Raw genomic sequence first — 16906 nt, 5'->3', positions numbered from 1 at the left:
CCCCGGCCCGCGCCGGGGCGCGTTCGCATGTCCGGTGTCGTGCGTGATGGGGGAGATCATGGCTGTGTGTCGTATCTCACGTAGGCAAGCCTAACCAAATGAGTTACTTTAGGTGTGCCTAACCTATGGTACTCTCCTGAGAGGTCGCACCCCCGTGTATGTATGCGTCTGCCGCGCGGTCACCGAGAATGAGGTGCACGACTGCATCTCGGCAGGGGCGAAGAGCGCTCGCCAGATTCGCGACGCTACGGGTGCCGGTGGCGACTGCGCTTCTTGCGTGCGCAAGATCTGTGCGATCCTGAAGCGGTCTGAGGATCTGATTCCGACCGCATAGCACGAGGAGCCCGCCATGCAGGGCGACAAGAAAATCATCGAGCTGCTCAACGAGCAGTTGACCGCGGAGCTGACCGCGATCAACCAGTACTTCCTGCATGCCAAGATGCAGGAGAACTGGGGATACACCAAGCTCGCGAAATACACTCGCGAAGAGTCCATGGACGAGATGCGGCATGCGGAGAAGCTCACCGACCGCATCCTCTTCCTTGAAGGACTGCCCAACTACCAGAAGCTGGGCATCCTGCATATCGGCCAGACCGTCGCGGAGCAGCTCCGCGCCGACCTGGACGTCGAGCTTGAGGTGGTCGGCCGTCTGAGGCCCGCCATCGCCCTGATGCGTGAGAAGGGCGACATCACCTCGGCCCGCATCTTCGAGGAGATCCTTGAGGACGAGGAGCACCACATCGACTATCTGGAGACCGAACTGGGGCTGATGGACAGTCTCGGGGAGCAGCTCTACCTCGCCCGCTACGCCGAGCCGCCGTCGCCGTCTTGAGGTGAATTGACTAGAACACGCCCGCCGGATCCCCTCTGGTAGGGCGTGTTCTGCTTTGCCGGTCAATCCTTTGGTACGCCTGTGCTTTCGAGGGACTTCCAAGGTGGGAGACCTACTCCGAAAGCCTCGGCCGTTGCGGGATGACTATCCGGGATTTATCAGTGTTTGCCCAGGTCAATGGATAGGTCAACGACGAGTCAAACCGCGCGCTGTACCCGGGAAACGATCCTCTAAGGTCCTACGATCGCAACATGACCTGTGTACTACTCGCCGAGGATGACACCTCGATTTCCGAGCCACTGGCGCGAGCTCTGCGCCGCGAGGGTTATCAAGTAGAGGTGAGCCCTGACGGCCCGCAGGCTCTGGAGCGGGCTCTGTCGGGTGGCATCGACCTGATCGTTCTCGACCTCGGGCTGCCCGAGATGGACGGCCTGGAGGTGGCCAGGCGCATCCGCGCCGAAGGCCATGGAACTCCGGTGTTGATCCTCACCGCCCGCGTCGACGAGGTCGACACCGTGGTGGGCCTCGACGCCGGGGCCGACGACTACGTCACCAAGCCGTTCCGCCTCGCCGAGCTGCTGGCGCGCGTCCGTGCCCTGCTGCGGCGCGGCACGTCCGAGACGCCCGTGGTCCAGGGCGTGCGCATCGACGCCGACTCCCGTCGGGCGTGGATGGGCGACAAGGAGCTGCATCTGACCACCAAGGAGTTCGACCTGCTGAGGGTCCTGGTCCGCGACGCCGGAAAGGTGGTCACCCGCGAGCAGATCATGCGCGAGGTGTGGGACACCAACTGGTGGGGCTCGACCAAGACCCTGGACATGCACATCTCGTGGCTACGCCGGAAACTCGGTGACGACGCCGCCAAGCCCCGGTACATCACAACCGTTCGAGGGGTCGGCTTCAGGTTCGAGCGCGAGTAGGAAATGCGCCGACGCCTGCTCTCCTCAACCCTCCTCGTTGCGGTCATCGGGGTGTTGCTGCTTGGCATACCCCTCGCCGTGGCGGTCAACAGGCTCATCGAGGAGGAGGCGACCCAGCAGCTCGCCTCCCATGCCAAGAGCCTGCTGGGGGAGGTCGAGTACGCCCGGATCCAGGATCAGCCCATCGACGAGCAGCAGCTGGAGCGTAAGTATTCCCAGCTTTACATTCAGATCTATGCAAAAGGCACGCCTCCCCAGGTGATAACGGTGGGCACCGAGCCTCCCGAGAGTCAGAAGATGACCGCGGACGCACAGTCGGAGAACGGCGTGTACGTCGCGGTCAGCCGGGACAAGACGGGGGTGGAGCGTGAGGTCCGCGCATGGCTCTTCCTCATCCTGGGGCTCGCCGCGGCTGCCCTCGCGGTCGCGGTCGGGCTTGCCATCGTGCAGTCGCGCCGCCTGACGTTACCGCTCAGCGACCTTGCGATGATCGCTGAGCGGCTCGGCTCCGGTGACGCGAGGCCGAGCAAGCACCGCTACGGTATCCAGGAACTCGATCGGGTGGCCGAGGTGCTCGACCGTAGCGCGACCCGCATCTCCGATCTCCTGGCCAGGGAGCGGGAGTTCGCGACCGACGCCTCCCACCAGCTCCGCACCCCGCTCACCGGCCTGACCATGAGGCTTGAGGAGATCGTCGCCGCCGCGGACGAACCGGGAATCGTCAAGGAGGAGGGCGAGGCCGCCATCGTGCAGGCCGAACGGCTCACCGCGGTCATCGACGAGTTGCTGGCCACCGCCAGGCGACAGCGTCAGGCGCAGGCCGAGAGCGTCAAACTCGATGCGCTGCTCGACCAGCAGTTCATCGAGTGGGGCCCGGCGTTCCGCAGGGCCGGGCGGCAGCTGAGGCTGGCGGGCACACGTGGGCTCCAGGCACTGGGCACCGGCGGCGGCATCAGTCAGGTGATCTCCACCCTGCTGGAGAACTCGCTGGAGCACGGCGGTGGCACGGTGACCGTGACCACCAGTGCCAAGGACAAATCCATCGTGATCGAGGTGGCGGACCAGGGCAGGGGCATACCCGAAGACCTCGCCCCGAGGATCTTCGAGCGGAACGTGAGCGGGGCCGGCGGTACAGGTCTCGGCCTGCCCCTGGCGAGGGCGCTGGCCGCCGCCGACGGGGGGCGCCTGGAGCTGGTGCGGCCGCGTCCCGCGGCGTTCGCCTTCTTCCTGCGCGAGGTGGGCGACACGGGCAGGAACCGGGTCGTCCGGGGACCAGCCTGAGCGGGCCCTAGCGGGGCAGGGTCGGCGGCGAGTTCTCCTCCGAGCTCTTGTTCAGCAGGTACACGTGGCCGTTGACCTGGCTCTTCGACGCCGTCGGCGGACTGGCGTCGACACCGGGCAGGAAGACCCACTTCTTGTACGACCAGAACCTGAAGAGGGTCCCGAGGGCGGTGCCGGTGAGCATGGCGATGTTGTAGCTCAGCGGATCCTGCAGGCCCAGGGTGTAGGTCACGAAGCCGATCACCAGCAGCGAGATCAGCAGGCCGATGGCGTTGAGTATGAAGAACAGGGTGTACTCGCGGGCCAAGCCACTCTGCTCCCGGTGCCTGAAGGTCCAGTAGCGGTTGCCGAGATAGGCGAAGGTGGCCGCGACGATCGTGGCGATGACCTTGGAGGTGAGCGGCCCCCAGCCGATGCCGAACCGGAGCAGGTTGGTGCCGCCCGTGTCGATCACGAAGGCGACCGCACCGATCGTGCCGAACTTGGCCAGTTCTCGCGCCAGTTCGGCGAGCCGCCGGTAGGCCTGTCGGAGAAACTCCACGTTTCCTGCACGGTCCTTTCGGGGTCGGCCACTGATCCGCCACGTTGGAGGACCTCGAACACTGTCGAGCCAGGTTACCGGTGCTCGGCCACGCTCCGCGCGGCATCGCTCCACCGGAGCACATAGTCGTCATCAAGCGCTATTTCAATAAATATCGCATAACGCCGGTTAAATCGGCTCGTCCGACGTTACGCTAATCCGGTAGATCACGGAATGCCGCTGGAGAACCGTGATCGGTCCTGACGGACTGCCGTACGCGACGGCCACTACCCCGGGGATCAACCCTTGCGCCGCCGACTCCTCGCTCTGATTCTTGGTCTGTCGATGATGACCGGTTGCGGCGCGAAGAGAGACGCTCAAGGCGCCGCCCCCGAGGCCGACCCGTCGCGCGAGACGTCCGCCGGGGTGGAGCTCGCGGAGGCGATCCAGGCCTTCACGCTGCTGAGAAGGCTTGACGACGCCTGGCGTGACCGGGACTGCGCGGCCGTCGGCAGGCTCACCACCTGGGCGGAGCATGCGCTGGGCGGTCGTGCCTGTGAGGCGACCCGGAACGGCCGCCCAGCCCCCGCCAGGAAGTCCTACACCGAGGCGGAGTTCTACCTGCCCGGCACCGCCGGCACCGACCGCTGGTTCGTCGCCCTGGCCCGCGAGCCCGACCCGGCCTACTTCCTGTTCGTCCATGAGGGGGGCGAGTGGCGGCTCGGCGCGGGCCCCATCCCGATACGGGGCGAGGTCCGCGAGCCGACCGAGGGGGCGGTGCCCACCGACGATCCCGCCATGGGGGTCAGGGCCCGTCTCGTCCCGCAGCGCTATCTGACCTACCTGACCGACCCCGCGGGGGTGAGCGGGGTGACCTTCCCCAAGGACGACCCGGTACGCGGCCTCTTCGACGAGTTGGTCAGGCGCCCGCAGAAGGTACGGCCCGACCGGCTCACCGCGGACGTCCGCCTGCTCGTCGGCCCGCAGCGCGCACTGCGACTGCCCGACGGCGGCGCGCTGGTCATCCACGCCCTGGAGATCGAATACCGGCAGCGGTCCCGTTCCGGCCGATCCTCCCTGGCCCACCCGATCTACGGCAAGGCCGACCTGCGTGGCTTCACCGGCCGTGCCAGGGCGGCCGAGCTGACCGGGACCGAGATCGCGCTCGTCGCCACCGAGATCGCCGGTACGGGTGCCAGGCTCACCACGGCCGGCCTCCGCCGCGGCCTCGCCACCCTCACGGCGAGCTGAGAGCCGCGGCAGGGCCCCACGACGGGGGCCCTGCCGGGGCCCCCGGCGGGCGAGCCGCCTTCACGACGGCCTGTCGCCGCACCGGGAGCGGTTGCCGGAATCGGCCGAGAGCCTCCCACCGGCCGCTCCCGGTCCCTGCCCCCGTGCCGTGTGCCGGTAAACTTAACCCCCGTGAGCAGCCCTTCCTTGGCCAGTCCCATCGGACCCGTCGTCGGCGTGATCGGAGCGGGCCAGCTGGCCCGGATGACCCAGCAGGCGGCCATCGCCCTGGGCGTCGAGCTTCGGGTCCTGGCCAACTCGTCAGACGAGAGCGCCGCCCGCGTGATCGCCGACGTACGCCTGGGCGACTACCGGTCCCTGGCGGACCTGCGCGACTTCGTCAAGGGGTGCGACGCGGTCACCTTCGACCACGAGCACGTGCCCACCGAGCACATCCGTGCCCTGGTCGAGGACGGCTTCGTCGTGCATCCCGGCGCCGACGCGCTCGTACACGCCCAGGACAAGGCGGTGATGCGCGAGCGGCTGACCGGGATCGGCGCCCCGTGCCCGCCGTGGCGGCGGGTCGAGACGGCCGCCGACATCGAGGAGTTCGCCGCGGAGAACGGCTGGCCGGTCGTGCTCAAGGCGATCAGGGGCGGTTACGACGGGCGTGGCGTCTGGATCTGCCGCTCCGCGGATGACGCGGCCGAGCCCCTGGCCTCCGGGGTGCCGCTGATGGCCGAGGGGTTCGTGCCGTTCGAGCGGGAGCTCGCCGTGCTGGTCGCCCGGTCGCCGCACGGCCAGGGCGTCAGCTACCCGGTGGTGGAGACCGTCCAGCGTGACGGCATCTGCGTCGAGGTCCTGGCCCCCGCACCCGGCCTCGATCCCGAGCAGGCCGCGGTGGCCCAGCGGATCGCCCTGAACATCGCCAAGGAACTGGGCGTGACCGGGCTGCTGGCCGTGGAGATGTTCGCCACCTCCTCGGGCCTGGTGGTCAACGAGCTGGCCATGCGCCCGCACAACAGCGGCCACTGGACGATCGAGGGGGCCCGCACCTCCCAGTACGAGCAGCATCTGCGCGCGGTCCTCGACCTCCCGCTCGGCTCACCCGCGCCGGCCGCCCCCGTCGTGGTGATGGCCAACCTCCTGGGCGGTGACGACTCCGACATCTTCTCCCGGTACGAGCACGTGATGGCCCACGACCCGGGGATCAAGATTCACTTCTACGGCAAGGAGGTGCGGCCGGGGCGCAAGATCGGCCATGTCACCGCGCTCGGCACCGACCTGGAAGAGGTCCGCGCGCGCGCCCGGCACGCCGCCGTCTACCTCACCGAGGGAAGATACACCTGAGCCGGCAGGCCGGGCTGTTCCTCAAGGACACCTCGTCGTCGGCCGCCGCGCCGGGATCATCGCCGGAAGGCCCCGGGCCCGCGAGGGCTTCGAGGCCGCCCAAGGCTCTGGCAGCACAGAAAGCCGCCGCCCCGGGGCGGAGCACGGCACCATCGCGAACGCGCGGCCGGTCGGCCGCGAGGCATAGGGAGAGAACATGACCACCGTCGGCATCGTCATGGGCAGCGACTCCGACTGGCCGGTGATGAGGCTCGCCGCCGAGGCGCTGGCCGAGTTCGGGGTGGAGTTCGAGGCCGACGTGGTCTCCGCGCACCGGATGCCCGAGGAGATGATCGCCTACGGCGCGCAGGCGGCCGGGCGCGGGCTGAAGGTGATCATCGCGGGTGCCGGGGGAGCCGCGCACCTGCCGGGCATGCTCGCCTCGGTGACCCCGCTGCCGGTGATCGGCGTGCCGGTCCCGCTGAAATACCTCGACGGCATGGACTCCCTGCTCTCGATAGTCCAGATGCCCGCCGGTGTCCCGGTCGCGACGGTCGCCATCGGCGGCGCCCGCAACGCCGGCCTGCTGGCCGTCCGGATCCTCGCCGCCGCCGACGAGGAACTGCGGGCGAAGATGGAGGCGTTCCAGCTCGCTCTGGCTGAGCAGGCCCACGCCAAGGGCGCCAGGCTCCGCGCCGAGGTCGCCCAGCTCGGCGCCTGATATCGCCATCTTTGCCCGATAGCTTGGTGGTATCGGGGATATACGAGGACTCGTAGGGAAGGGGGGAATCGACAGAGACTTTGGAGGTTGAGAATCATGAGGAACGCGATCCGCGCCCTCCTCGGGATCACGACGGCCATACTGGCGGTGTTCGGAAGCCTGGGCGCCGGCGAGAGCCACCGGCCCGCCGGCTCTGACGTAAGCTCCGTATCCGCGCATTAGCCATGAGTCCGTTCGACGCCTCTGTCATTGCGGGCGTCAAAGGCGGCCCGGGTACTGTATTTGTGGAGGGCACGTCACAGACCATCCCCAGGGCATGACGAGACGTGCGAGCCTTACGGAGCGATCCGCCCGTACGGGCGATCGGCGGCCTCAGAGCGAAGGGGATGACGACATGGAAGCGGACCTGAGCAACGCCGTCTGGCGCAGGGCGGCTCCGGGCGACGACGTCGGCGGGGACTGCGTCGAGGTGGCCGTGGTGGACGGTCTCGACGAGGGGCACAAGGCCGGTGCCGGTCCCCTGTACGTGTTGCGCGACTCCAAGAACCCCGACGGGCCGAAGTTGTTCTTCACCCAGTCGGAGTGGGACGCCTTCGTCGGTGGCGTGAAGCTCGGCGAGTTCGACAACTGACGGAGCCAGGCTCGAAGACCCCCGTCCGAGACGGGGGTCTTTCCGTTCGGTGGTCCATCGCCTTCCCGAGGCGGTCGGTGCCTGCATGGAGGCCCGTCCGGCCTTTCTGGTCTGTGCGGCCTGGCCCTGCTCCTTTCCCGGCCTTGAAGGAGGAGCCCCGACCTGTCCCTCCCGGAACCCGGACTCCCTGCCCCGACCTGGGTGAACATTCGACCAGCCGAGCCGGTGGGATCGGCCATGCGCGTGAGATCGGCCGGGCGTTGTTGAAAATACAATATTCCCCAAAAGCATTCTTATACTAAATTAGGAGTGTTTTTGTGAGTTTGTGTGGATATGGCGTATATGGTGATTGTTGGGGGATTAGCAGGATTGGCATGAGGGGGGGTTATGAACTTCAACATGATCTTTCCTGGAGGGGATCGGCCCGAATGCTGCGGCTGGAGGCGCCGCCGCTGGCACCGCCGCTGGCGCAGGCGTTACTGGGACTGGTGGTGGTGAGGCTCCCGAGCGGTCAACGCGCGTTCGAACGGGTTCCCGGCACGTGCCGGGAACCCGTTGTCGTGTTCGGAGGCGGTTCACGTCGTCCGCCCATCCTGAAGATCCTCCGCCGTTCCGGCTTCACACTCGTCCACCTGCGGCATCGAATGCCGGGATGTGGGGAGCGCGTCCCGCATGGTGCTCCGGCCGGCCGTCGGGATGTCGCCACGGCCCGCTCCGCGTATCGCGGAGCGGGGGCCGTGACGGAAGAGGCGACGGGTACGTCAGGGGCGGCCGAGGGCGCGGTAGTGCCAGCCTGCGGCTCGCCAGGTTTCGGCGTCGAGAGCGTTGCGGCCGTCGACGATCTTGCGGGAGGCCACCACGGAGCCCAGCTCCTCGGGATCCATGGTGATGAACTCCTGCCACTCGGTCAGCAGCAGCACCACATGGGCGTCCCTGGCCGCCTCCAGGGCGGAGGTGCCGTAGGAGAGCCGGGGATGGGCCCGGCGGGCGTTCTCCTGGGCGACGGGGTCGTAGACGGTGACCTGGCCGCCCTGCTCACTGATCTTGACGGCGACGTCCAGGGCCGGGGAGTCGCGGATGTCGTCGGAGTTGGGTTTGAACGCGGCGCCGAGCACGGCGACGGTGCAGTTGCGGAAGGAGCCTCCGGCCAGCTCGCGGGCCAGGTCGACCATGCGGGCCCGGCGGCGCATGTTGATCGCGTCCACCTCGCGCAGGAAGGTCAGCGCCTGGTCGGCACCGAGCTCCCCGGCGCGGGCCATGAAGGCGCGGATGTCCTTGGGCAGGCAGCCGCCGCCGAAGCCCAGCCCGGGGTTGAGGAACTTGCCGCCGATGCGGTCGTCGAAGGAGAGCGCCAGGGAGAGTTGCTTGACGTCGGCGTGCGCGGCCTCGCAGACCTCGGCCATCGCGTTGATGAAGGAGATCTTCGTGGCGAGGAAGGCGTTGGCGGCCACCTTGACCAGCTCGGCCGTGGGGTAGTCGGTGATCACCATCGGGGTGCCCATCTCCAGCATGGAGGCGTACACCTCCCGCATGACCTTCTCCGCCCGGTCGGAGGCGACGCCGAGCACGATCCGGTCGGGGTGCAGGGTGTCCTTCACCGCGAAGCCCTCGCGGAGGAACTCGGGGTTCCACGCCAGCTCGGCGCCCGCGCCGATGGGGGCCAGCCGTGCCAGCTTGTCGGCCAGGCGCTGGGCGGTGCCGACCGGGACCGTGGACTTGCCGACGACCAGGCACTCGCGCGTCAGGTGAGGGGCCAGCGACTCGATCGCGGCGTCCAGGTAGGACACGTCCGCCGCGTACTCTCCCGGCTTCTGGGGGGTGCCCAGGCACAGGAAGTGCACGTCTCCGAAGGCCGCGGCCTCCTCGTACGAGGTGGTGAAGCGCAGTCGCCCGTTGGCCAGGTTGCGCCGCAGCACCTCTTGCAGGCCTGGTTCGTAGATGGGCAGGTCACCGGCCTGTAGGCGGCCGATCTTCTCCGCGTCCACGTCGAGGCTGAGGACTTCGAAGCCCAGCTCGGCCATGCAGGCGGACGTCGTCGCACCGAGGTATCCGGTTCCCACCATGGTCAGGCGGTAGGCCACTGGTGCTCCTTTCGGTTCTGCCCGATTATTTGCCGCCAGAGTATCGGCATCTGGCACTTCCACTTTGCCACCTGCATAAACGCGGGAGGGCATACCACATGAGGTGGAGCGCTCCAGTGTTTGTTGGACGTCCTACTATTTCCCTATGAGCTACCCTCTCTACGCACTGCCCGAGGAGCACCAGATGCTCCGCGAGACGGTCCGCGCCCTCGCCGACGAGAAGATCGCCCCTCATGCCGCGGAGGTCGACGAGGCCGGGGAGTTCCCCTCGGACGCCTACAAGGCGCTCGTCGCGGCGGACCTGCACGCCGTGCACGTTCCCGAGGAGTACGGCGGCGCCGGTGCCGACGCGCTCGCGACGGTCATCGTCATCGAGGAGGTGGCGCGGGCCTGCGCCTCGTCCTCGCTGATCCCCGCCGTCAACAAGCTCGGGACCGTCCCGTTGCTGCTGTCGGCCTCCGAGGAGCTCAAGCAGCAGTATCTTCCGCCGGTCGCGCGGGGTGACGGGATGTTCTCGTACGCCCTGTCGGAGGCGGAGGCGGGCAGCGACGCCGCCGCCATGAAGACCCGCGCGGTCGCGGACGGCGACCACTACGTGCTCAACGGCGCCAAGATGTGGATCACCAACGCCGGCGTGTCGGAGTACTACACGGTGATGGCCGTCACCGAGCCGGGCGTCGGAGCCAGGGGCATCTCCGCGTTCGTCGTGGAGAAGGCCGACGAGGGCGTCAGTTTCGGGGCCAAGGAGCGCAAGCTCGGCATCAAGGGCTCTCCGACCCGCCAGGTCATCCTGGAGAACGTGCGGATTCCCGCCTGGAGGATGATCGGCGCCCCCGGCACCGGTTTCAAGACCGCCCTGGCCACCCTGGACCACACCCGCATCACCATCGCCGCCCAGGCGCTCGGCATCGCCCAGGGCGCGCTGGACTACGCGATCGGCTACATCAAGGAGCGCAAGCAGTTCGGCAAGGCCGTCGCCGACTTCCAGGGCGTCCAGTTCATGGTCGCCGACATGGCCATGAAGCTGGAGGCCGCCCGCCAGCTCACCTACGTCGCCGCCGCCAAGTCCGAACGTGCCATGCACGGTGAGCCGCAGGCCGACCTCACCTTCGTCTCCAGCGCGGCCAAGTGCGCCGCCTCCGACGCCGCCATGGAGATCACCACCGACGCCGTCCAGCTCCTCGGCGGGTACGGCTACACCAGCGACTACCCGGTCGAGCGCATGATGCGCGACGCCAAGATCACCCAGATCTACGAGGGCACCAACCAGATCCAGCGCATGGTGATGGCCCGCCAGCTGCTGAAGTAAGCCCTGAAGTGCACGAACCCCGCCTCCATCTCTTCGGGGGTGGGGTTCGCCGTCTCCTGGTTTCGACGCCGAACGATCACTGTTCCGGGAGTGCCCGGCCGGCGCAGCGCTCCCGCACCTGCTCCGGCGGCTGGTCCCAGGCATGATCCCGCCCATGACGGCGCCTCGCCGGCGGCACTGGTGGGGGAGTGAAAGGCGCACTAAGGTCATTTCGTGCTGCCTCTCGCGCCTGCGGATCCGGGTCAGATCAACGCCTTCCGGCTGAGCGGTGTACTCGGCCGAGGCGGGCAGGGGTCGGTGTATCTGGGGCAGGACGCCGCCGGGGCGAAGGTCGCGGTGAAGGTGCTGCACGCGCGGATGGAGGATGCGGAGACGCATCGGCGGTTCATCCGGGAAGCGGAGGCGGCGCGGCGGGTGGCGCCGTTCTGCACGGCTCGGGTGCTGGACGTCGGGGTCGCCGACGGCCGACCGTACATCGTGAGCGAGTTCGTCGCCGGGCCCTCGCTGGAGCGGCTGGTGAGAGGCGAGGGGGTGCGGTTCGGCAGCGGGCTGGAACGGCTGGCGGTGACCACCTTGACCGCGCTGGCCGCCATCCACCGGGCCGGGATCGTGCACCGGGACTTCAAACCGAGCAATGTGATCATGGGGGCCGAGGGGCCGGTCGTGATCGACTTCGGGATCGCCAGGGCGCTGGACCAGACCGCCACCAGCAGTGTGATGGGGACGCCCGCGTTCATGGCGCCCGAGCAGTTCGCGGGGGTGGTCGGGCCGGCGGCGGACCTGTTCAGCTGGGCCGGCACGATGGTGTTCGCGGCCACCGGGCAGCAGGCGTTCACGGGGGACACGATGCCCGCCCTGATGCACGCCATCCTGACCACCGAGCCAAATCTGTCCGGGGTGCCGGAGGGGTTGCGGCCGCTGCTCGCGCGCTGCCTGGCCAAGGACCCGGCGGCCCGGCCCGGCACCGAGGAGTTGCTGGGCCTGCTGACAAGGCAGGGGCCGGGGGCCGCGGCCGGATCGTGGCCCGCGCCGGACCGCCCGGCGCCCCCGCGGTCCGGGACGTTGCTGCTGCCCGGCCCGGGATCGCAGGCAACGGGGAGCCGGGCTCACTCCCATGCCCCGCAGCCGGTCGCCTCCGTGGTGGCGCTGGTCCTGATGACCCTGCTCGCACTGACCCTGTTCGCCCAGGGGCTGGACTTCCTCGCGGGGTGGGTCTTCGAGGGCCACAGGTACCTGCTGAGCCTGCCTGTGTGGATCATGGTCAGCATGGGCTGCCTGATCCCGGTGGTTCCCGCCTTCTGCGCGGCGGTGTGGCGGCACAGTGTGGCCTCGGCGATCAGCATGGCGCTCGTGATCCCGCTGGCACTGCTCTTCCTGTTCTGGGGGCTCGTCCTGGGCGCCGAGGACGACCTGCCCGAGGTGCTGGTCGCGATCGTCCCCGCCGTCCTGCTGGGCGTGGTGGTCGCGGCGGCCGCACTCCTGCTGTGGCGGCTGAACGCCTTCGTCGCGGTGCTCGGCGGGATCGGCGGCCTGCTGATGTCGGTGGAGACCGTCGGTCACTTCGTGGACCTGATGCCGGGGCCGACGGGGCGTACCTTCAAGGTCCTGATGATCGTGGTTCTCCTGCTCACCAGGTTCACGCTCGGTGCCTGGCTCATGCTGCTGGGCGGCATGCTCACGCTGCGGGCCGTACAGAGCAGAGGAACATCAGGTCGCGGGCACGGCTGAAGACCGTTTTCTGGCCCGTACGGCCTGCTCGCCCTCTCCTGGCCAACGCTCTGAGCTGCACGTTCTCCCCTCGGTACCCCTGGCTGTACCCCCGTTGGGGTGTACGCGGGAACGACCGGAAGGGCCCGCTCCTGGTGTGCTGATCGCTGTCAGTCAAGCTCCGCCAAGGGGAAGATGAAATGGCAGTCAACAGCCGGCCGAGTGTCGGGCGATATCCGAGTCGGACCGGGTTCCGGGGTTTCATCCGTAGCCGTCCACTGATCAGTTTCTTCGTCCTGGCCAACCTGATGAGCTGGGTCGCCTGGGTCCCCTACATTCTCTCGGCGACCGGCCTGGGGGTGTGGGACTTCACGTTCCCCTCGCTGCTCGGCACCACGCAGTTCGCCGGCGTTCTCCCCGGCGCCTATCTCGGACCCATCCTCGCCGCGTTCATCGTGACCGCGGTCGCGGACGGCAGGGAAGGTGTCCGTCGCTGGGTCGGGCGGATGACGAAGTGGCGGGTCGGCTGGGTCTGGTACCTCGTGACCCTCGTCGGCGTTCCCGCCGTCATCATCGTCACCGGTCTCGCGGTGTCCGAGGGCGACATCCACCTGCCGCCTGTCGCCGTGCTGGCGGCCTACCTGCCGAGCCTGCTGATCCAGATGGTCACCACCGGTCTGGCGGAGGAGCCCGGCTGGCGTGACTTCGCGCTGCCCCGCATGCAGCGCAGGTTCGGCCCGCTGGGCGGCACCCTCGTCCTCGGCCCGCTGTGGGGCCTCTGGCACATGCCGCTGTTCCTGAGCGAGTGGGGCGGGTGGCCGGACGTCACCTGGATGAGGGTCGGTGAGTTCGTCGCCTTCTGCTGCGTCTTCAGCGTGATCGTCACCTGGGTGTTCAACCGGACCGGCCAGAGCCTGCCGCTGGTCATGCTGCTGCACGTCGGCGTCAACAACTTCATGTCGATCGGCTACGCGGACATGTTCCCGTCGATCGCCACCGCCGAGCAGGCGTCCCAGGTCACCCTGCTGGCGGGCACCACGGCGGCGATCGTGGTGCTCGCCGCGACCCGTGGCCGCCTCGGCTACCGTCCGACCGAGGAAACCGAGGAACCCGTACCGGAGGTCGCCCGTCAGAGCTGAACGACATGTCGCAGTGCGTCGGCGCCCCGGCCGGGTCCGGCCGCTTCCGCCGGCTGCCGGGGGTCGGGGCCGTCGTCGGGTATAGGTAAAGCCATGATCTTCCTGAGGCGGACAGCCCACGTCGCCGTACTCACCCTCGTACTCACCCCGATCACCTCCGCCCTCGCCACCCCGCAGGCGGCGGCCGAACCGCGCGAGCGATCATCGGCAGAGGCCACGGCCCTCGCCCGGCGCATGCTGGCTCAGCTCAAGGTCGCCAGGCCCCTGTCCATCCGGGGCTACAGCCGCGAGCGGTTCCAGCCCCGATCGGCGCACCGCAAGGGCAGGTGCAGCACGCGGGAGCTGGTCCTGGCCCGCGACGGGCGGAACGTACGCCGCGACGCGGCCTGCCACCCGGTCAAGGGGCTCTGGTACAGCCCGTACGACGGCAAGTGGCTGAAGAGCGAGAAGTACGTGGACGTCGACCACGTGGTGCCGCTCGCCTATGCCTGGCGCTCGGGCGCCAAACGATGGAGCCAGGCCAAGCGGCGCGCCTTCGCCAACGACCTGATCCGCCCCGAACTGCTCACCGTCAGCCACTCCGCCAACATCGCCAAAGGCGGCAAAGGCCCGCAGGGCTGGCGCCCGCAACGCCGCGCCCACTGGTGCCGGTACGCGACCTCATGGATCACCGTGAAGCGCCACTACCGGCTCTTCGTGACCCGCAAGGAGAAGGTGGCCCTGCTCAACATGCTCCGCACCTGCCGAAGCTAGCGTTTGCCGGTGTTCCTTGGACGGAACTCCGCCTGGAGCACGTCGTGAAGATGCCAGGGGAGTTCTGCCGGGAGTACATCCCGCACTCGACCGTGAACCCGCTCCCCGAGGCCGGTCACGCCATCTTCGGTTACTTGGTCCAGACGGCCTGGGCGCCACTGTGGCCGGCACGCACCACCTCGATGGTGCCTACGACGCCGCCGATCAGGGCGAGGGCCGCCAGGGCGACCACCGTTACGGCATGCCACCGCGATCGGGGGCCGGTGCGCTCCGTACGCGACCGCGCGCTGTGTCCCATGAGACGGGCCCTCAGGGAGATACCCAGGGTCGCGAGCCAGAGCACGATGACGAACGGCAGCACCTGCTCGCTCTGCTCCGCGTGGGCTTCGACGAGCGCGCTCTCTCCGACCTTCTCCTCAAGCGTCTCGCCGCTGCTGGTCGACAGCGGCACGGCGGCCAGTGCGATGGTGGCGACGAACAGCACCGCCGGCCACAACCGGCGTGCCGCGGCCGGCCAGAACGCCATCAGGATCGTGCCGAGCGCCGCGAGCGGCACGCACACCACGACGGCGTGGACGACCAGTGGATGCAGAGGTAGACCGAAGAACATGTTCGCTCCCTGTCTTGCCCGGCCCGAAGCACGGGTGATCGCGGCTGGGGAGAAGGCGGCGAGGCCGGGAGCAGTGACGGCGTGTACGCGTACGGCATCGCCCGGACAGTCCTGTGCCCCCTCGGGCAAGCCGGTCACGGCCCGCTCAGGGCAGCCGGTCCAGCGCCTGCTGGAAGGCGCGGGCGTGCCCGGCCTCGTCTTCGGCGTTGTTCGAGAAGAGCGCGGCCGCCTGGTTGTCGCCCGCCGCCTTGGCGCGTTTGGCGAAGGTCGGGTACATGGTCTGGGACTCGTACCGCTCGCCGGCGATGGCCTTGGTCAGGTTGGCGCGGGTCGTCCCGACAAACCCGGCCATGTCTGCCGTGTCGGCGAAGTGCTCGTGCAGTTCCACATCGGCGCTGCCCCGGAACAGCTTCGCCACGGCCGGGTTCTTGGAGTGCTCGGCGTACTGCTGGTACTTGGCGTACGCGAGTGCCTCACCGTGCATGGCCGTGTCCAGGTTGGTCTTGGTCTGCTGCGCGTGGACTTTCGGCGGACCCTGCGGGACCTGCACCGGCTTGGCCTTCGGCGGTGCGGGGACGTTTCCCTGGCCGGATTCGACGGCGCGCAGCGCGGTGCCGAACGCCCGCGCGTGCCCCCCTTCGTCACGGGAGATCTCGGAGAAGAGGGTGGCCGCCGTGCTTTCACCGTCGGCCCTGGCCTGCCGCGCGAACCCGGGATACAACTTCTGGGACTCGTACGTCTCACCGGCCATCGCGGTACGCAGGTTCGCGGCGTCGTCGCCCACCAGGCCGCTCAGGGCGGCCCCCTCCTTGAAATGCTCGCCCAGCTCCACATCGGCCGTGCGCTCGAACAGACGGGCCACCGACGGCAGCCCCTCCCGCTGGGCCTGCGCCGCGTAGAGCCGGTAGGAGGCGTTGGCGAACGCCTCACCCCGCATCGACTGCGCCAGGTCCGCGCGGGTTTGCGGGCTCGGTGCGTCCACCGTGCCGGCGGAGGTGCCCGCCGGTACGGCCGAGGCGGCGAGCGCGCCGCTTACGGGAGTGCTCAGTGCGATCGTGAACGCGCCGGTCATGAGCGCGCGTACCGGGAAGGGGATCATGCCTCGACCTCCGCCAGTCGGAGTGTGCGTGGACATCTGCTGGCCTTCATCGAGTATCTAACCTGGTGAAGTGATCGATAACGACCCATCGCGGCATAACTGCGTAATGCTTATGCGGTCAACGTAAAGCATGTCCTGTGCCCCCGGATGTCCCCGGATACAGAGGTCGGCCGCGTTCCCGTACCGATTCAGGGCCCACGGTGCGGGTCTGGGCGCCGGTCCGGCCCAGGGCGGCTTCCAGACAGGTGAGGAGTGCCGGGGGGTGAACTTCTCCGGTGCGGGGCGGGCGGGAGGAGTCGGCCGCCCGCTGTTCCGCCGAAGATCGAATGATGCCCGTTATCCGGCATCATTACGGTGTGATCGAGATGCCTGACACCGGCTGGTACGCGGTTCGATGTGTTTTCCGCTGGGGGGCGCCACACGACACCTATGAGGAACGGGTCACCCTGTGGAGGGCCGGTTCGTTCGACGAGGCCATTGTCATGGCGGAGCGCGAGGCCGCGAGGTACGCCACCGGTACCGCGTTCGAGTATCTGGGACTGGCGCAGGCGTACCGGCTGTCAGACGACGTGATCGAGCCGGGCACGGAGGTCTTCTCCCTCCTCCGGGACAGCGATCTCGAACCGGAGGAGTATCTCAGCACCTACTTCGACACCGGTGACGAGCGGCAGGAACAGACCTCGTAGGGCCGCGCCCGGTCGCCGGCGCCTGTTCACCCGCCGAGAGCGGCGGGGCCGCGCGGGT

The 16906-nt window shown here is 68.6% G+C and carries 17 protein-coding genes; 13 read left to right on the top strand and 4 right to left on the bottom strand.

Features of this window, described 5'->3' with window-relative positions; all coding sequences use genetic code 11:
* Positions 1 to 112: 112 nt before the first annotated feature.
* The 4 genes from ACFQVD_RS24270 to ACFQVD_RS24255 all read left to right on the top strand — a co-directional run bounded on the left by ACFQVD_RS24270 (position 113) and on the right by ACFQVD_RS24255 (position 3033).
* The gene (locus ACFQVD_RS24270) at positions 113 to 334 is read left to right on the top strand and encodes a (2Fe-2S)-binding protein (protein WP_342666797.1); all 222 of its coding nucleotides are present in this window, start codon (positions 113 to 115) and stop codon (positions 332 to 334) included.
* Positions 335 to 349: 15 nt separating this feature from the next.
* A complete protein-coding gene (bfr, locus tag ACFQVD_RS24265; protein ID WP_030907574.1) occupies positions 350 to 832 on the top strand; it encodes a bacterioferritin in 483 nt (160 codons plus the stop codon).
* A 251-nt stretch (positions 833 to 1083) separates the two neighbouring features.
* Positions 1084 to 1752: a response regulator transcription factor gene (locus ACFQVD_RS24260; RefSeq protein ID WP_012888073.1), complete on the top strand. Its 669-nt coding sequence runs from the start codon at positions 1084 to 1086 to the stop codon at positions 1750 to 1752.
* Positions 1753 to 1803: 51 nt separating this feature from the next.
* Positions 1804 to 3033, top strand: a complete 1230-nt coding sequence (locus ACFQVD_RS24255) for an ATP-binding protein (RefSeq protein WP_343981268.1) — start codon at positions 1804 to 1806, stop codon at positions 3031 to 3033.
* Between the two features lie 7 nt (positions 3034 to 3040).
* Here the strand turns inward: ACFQVD_RS24255 and ACFQVD_RS24250 are convergent, their stop codons facing one another.
* Positions 3041 to 3574 (bottom strand): GtrA family protein, encoded by a 534-nt coding sequence (locus tag ACFQVD_RS24250; RefSeq protein ID WP_343981265.1) that lies wholly within the window; start codon positions 3572 to 3574, stop codon positions 3041 to 3043.
* Between the two features lie 285 nt (positions 3575 to 3859).
* Here ACFQVD_RS24250 and ACFQVD_RS24245 point away from each other — a divergent pair, with 285 nt between their 5' ends.
* The 4 genes from ACFQVD_RS24245 to ACFQVD_RS24230 all read left to right on the top strand — a co-directional run bounded on the left by ACFQVD_RS24245 (position 3860) and on the right by ACFQVD_RS24230 (position 7464).
* The gene (locus ACFQVD_RS24245) at positions 3860 to 4804 is read left to right on the top strand and encodes a hypothetical protein (RefSeq protein WP_343981262.1); all 945 of its coding nucleotides are present in this window, start codon (positions 3860 to 3862) and stop codon (positions 4802 to 4804) included.
* Positions 4805 to 4975: 171 nt separating this feature from the next.
* Positions 4976 to 6133 carry a 5-(carboxyamino)imidazole ribonucleotide synthase gene (locus ACFQVD_RS24240; RefSeq protein WP_343981259.1) on the top strand — a complete coding sequence of 386 codons (1158 nt, stop codon included), beginning with the start codon at positions 4976 to 4978 and terminating at the stop codon, positions 6131 to 6133.
* 196 nt (positions 6134 to 6329) lie between these two features.
* Positions 6330 to 6833, top strand: coding sequence for a 5-(carboxyamino)imidazole ribonucleotide mutase (purE, locus tag ACFQVD_RS24235; protein WP_343981256.1), 504 nt, complete (start codon positions 6330 to 6332; stop codon positions 6831 to 6833).
* Between the two features lie 394 nt (positions 6834 to 7227).
* Positions 7228 to 7464 carry a DUF397 domain-containing protein gene (locus tag ACFQVD_RS24230; protein WP_343981253.1) on the top strand — a complete coding sequence of 79 codons (237 nt, stop codon included), beginning with the start codon at positions 7228 to 7230 and terminating at the stop codon, positions 7462 to 7464.
* A 761-nt stretch (positions 7465 to 8225) separates the two neighbouring features.
* On the opposite strand, the gene ACFQVD_RS24225 is transcribed toward ACFQVD_RS24230, so the two are convergent.
* Positions 8226 to 9527, bottom strand: a complete 1302-nt coding sequence (locus ACFQVD_RS24225) for a UDP-glucose dehydrogenase family protein (RefSeq protein WP_343981327.1) — start codon at positions 9525 to 9527, stop codon at positions 8226 to 8228.
* A 163-nt stretch (positions 9528 to 9690) separates the two neighbouring features.
* Here ACFQVD_RS24225 and ACFQVD_RS24220 point away from each other — a divergent pair, with 163 nt between their 5' ends.
* The 4 genes from ACFQVD_RS24220 (at position 9691) to ACFQVD_RS24205 (ending at position 14453) form a co-directional block, all read left to right on the top strand.
* Positions 9691 to 10854: an acyl-CoA dehydrogenase family protein gene (locus ACFQVD_RS24220; RefSeq protein ID WP_343981250.1), complete on the top strand. Its 1164-nt coding sequence runs from the start codon at positions 9691 to 9693 to the stop codon at positions 10852 to 10854.
* Positions 10855 to 11067: 213 nt separating this feature from the next.
* A complete protein-coding gene (locus tag ACFQVD_RS24215; protein WP_343981246.1) occupies positions 11068 to 12582 on the top strand; it encodes a serine/threonine-protein kinase in 1515 nt (504 codons plus the stop codon).
* A gap of 179 nt (positions 12583 to 12761) precedes the next feature.
* Positions 12762 to 13700 (top strand): CPBP family intramembrane glutamic endopeptidase, encoded by a 939-nt coding sequence (locus tag ACFQVD_RS24210; RefSeq protein ID WP_343981243.1) that lies wholly within the window; start codon positions 12762 to 12764, stop codon positions 13698 to 13700.
* Between the two features lie 93 nt (positions 13701 to 13793).
* Positions 13794 to 14453, top strand: coding sequence for an HNH endonuclease family protein (locus tag ACFQVD_RS24205; protein ID WP_343981240.1), 660 nt, complete (start codon positions 13794 to 13796; stop codon positions 14451 to 14453).
* 130 nt (positions 14454 to 14583) lie between these two features.
* Here ACFQVD_RS24205 and ACFQVD_RS24200 read toward each other — a convergent pair whose 3' ends face one another.
* Both ACFQVD_RS24200 and ACFQVD_RS24195 read right to left on the bottom strand, forming a co-directional pair.
* Positions 14584 to 15063: a DUF2231 domain-containing protein gene (locus ACFQVD_RS24200; protein ID WP_343981237.1), complete on the bottom strand. Its 480-nt coding sequence runs from the start codon at positions 15061 to 15063 to the stop codon at positions 14584 to 14586.
* 145 nt (positions 15064 to 15208) lie between these two features.
* Positions 15209 to 16162: a rubrerythrin family protein gene (locus ACFQVD_RS24195; RefSeq protein ID WP_343981234.1), complete on the bottom strand. Its 954-nt coding sequence runs from the start codon at positions 16160 to 16162 to the stop codon at positions 15209 to 15211.
* 356 nt (positions 16163 to 16518) lie between these two features.
* On the opposite strand from ACFQVD_RS24195, the gene ACFQVD_RS24190 reads away from it, so the two are divergent.
* Positions 16519 to 16848, top strand: a complete 330-nt coding sequence (locus tag ACFQVD_RS24190; protein ID WP_343981231.1) for a hypothetical protein — start codon at positions 16519 to 16521, stop codon at positions 16846 to 16848.
* The last annotated feature ends 58 nt before the right edge of the window (positions 16849 to 16906 follow it).

The organism is Streptosporangium amethystogenes subsp. fukuiense (genome assembly GCF_042665875.1).
Taxonomy (GTDB): domain Bacteria; phylum Actinomycetota; class Actinomycetes; order Streptosporangiales; family Streptosporangiaceae; genus Streptosporangium; species Streptosporangium fukuiense.
The sequence above is the reverse complement of the archived record's forward strand: the minus strand, read 5'-3'. Positions and strand labels throughout refer to the sequence as shown.

Excerpts from the sequence above, each read along its gene's own strand:
- bfr (WP_030907574.1), top strand. The coding sequence starts at position 350 with ATGCAGGGCGACAAGAAAATCATCGAGCTGCTCAACGAGCAGTTGACC.
- ACFQVD_RS24200 (WP_343981237.1), bottom strand. The coding sequence starts at position 15,063 with ATGTTCTTCGGTCTACCTCTGCATCCACTGGTCGTCCACGCCGTCGTG.
- ACFQVD_RS24220 (WP_343981250.1), top strand. The coding sequence starts at position 9,691 with ATGAGCTACCCTCTCTACGCACTGCCCGAGGAGCACCAGATGCTCCGC.
- ACFQVD_RS24205 (WP_343981240.1), top strand. The coding sequence starts at position 13,794 with ATGATCTTCCTGAGGCGGACAGCCCACGTCGCCGTACTCACCCTCGTA.
- ACFQVD_RS24230 (WP_343981253.1), top strand. The coding sequence starts at position 7,228 with ATGGAAGCGGACCTGAGCAACGCCGTCTGGCGCAGGGCGGCTCCGGGC.
- ACFQVD_RS24210 (WP_343981243.1), top strand. The coding sequence starts at position 12,762 with ATGGCAGTCAACAGCCGGCCGAGTGTCGGGCGATATCCGAGTCGGACC.
- purE (WP_343981256.1), top strand. The coding sequence starts at position 6,330 with ATGACCACCGTCGGCATCGTCATGGGCAGCGACTCCGACTGGCCGGTG.
- ACFQVD_RS24260 (WP_012888073.1), top strand. The coding sequence starts at position 1,084 with ATGACCTGTGTACTACTCGCCGAGGATGACACCTCGATTTCCGAGCCA.
- ACFQVD_RS24195 (WP_343981234.1), bottom strand. The coding sequence starts at position 16,162 with ATGATCCCCTTCCCGGTACGCGCGCTCATGACCGGCGCGTTCACGATC.
- ACFQVD_RS24225 (WP_343981327.1), bottom strand. The coding sequence starts at position 9,527 with ATGGTGGGAACCGGATACCTCGGTGCGACGACGTCCGCCTGCATGGCC.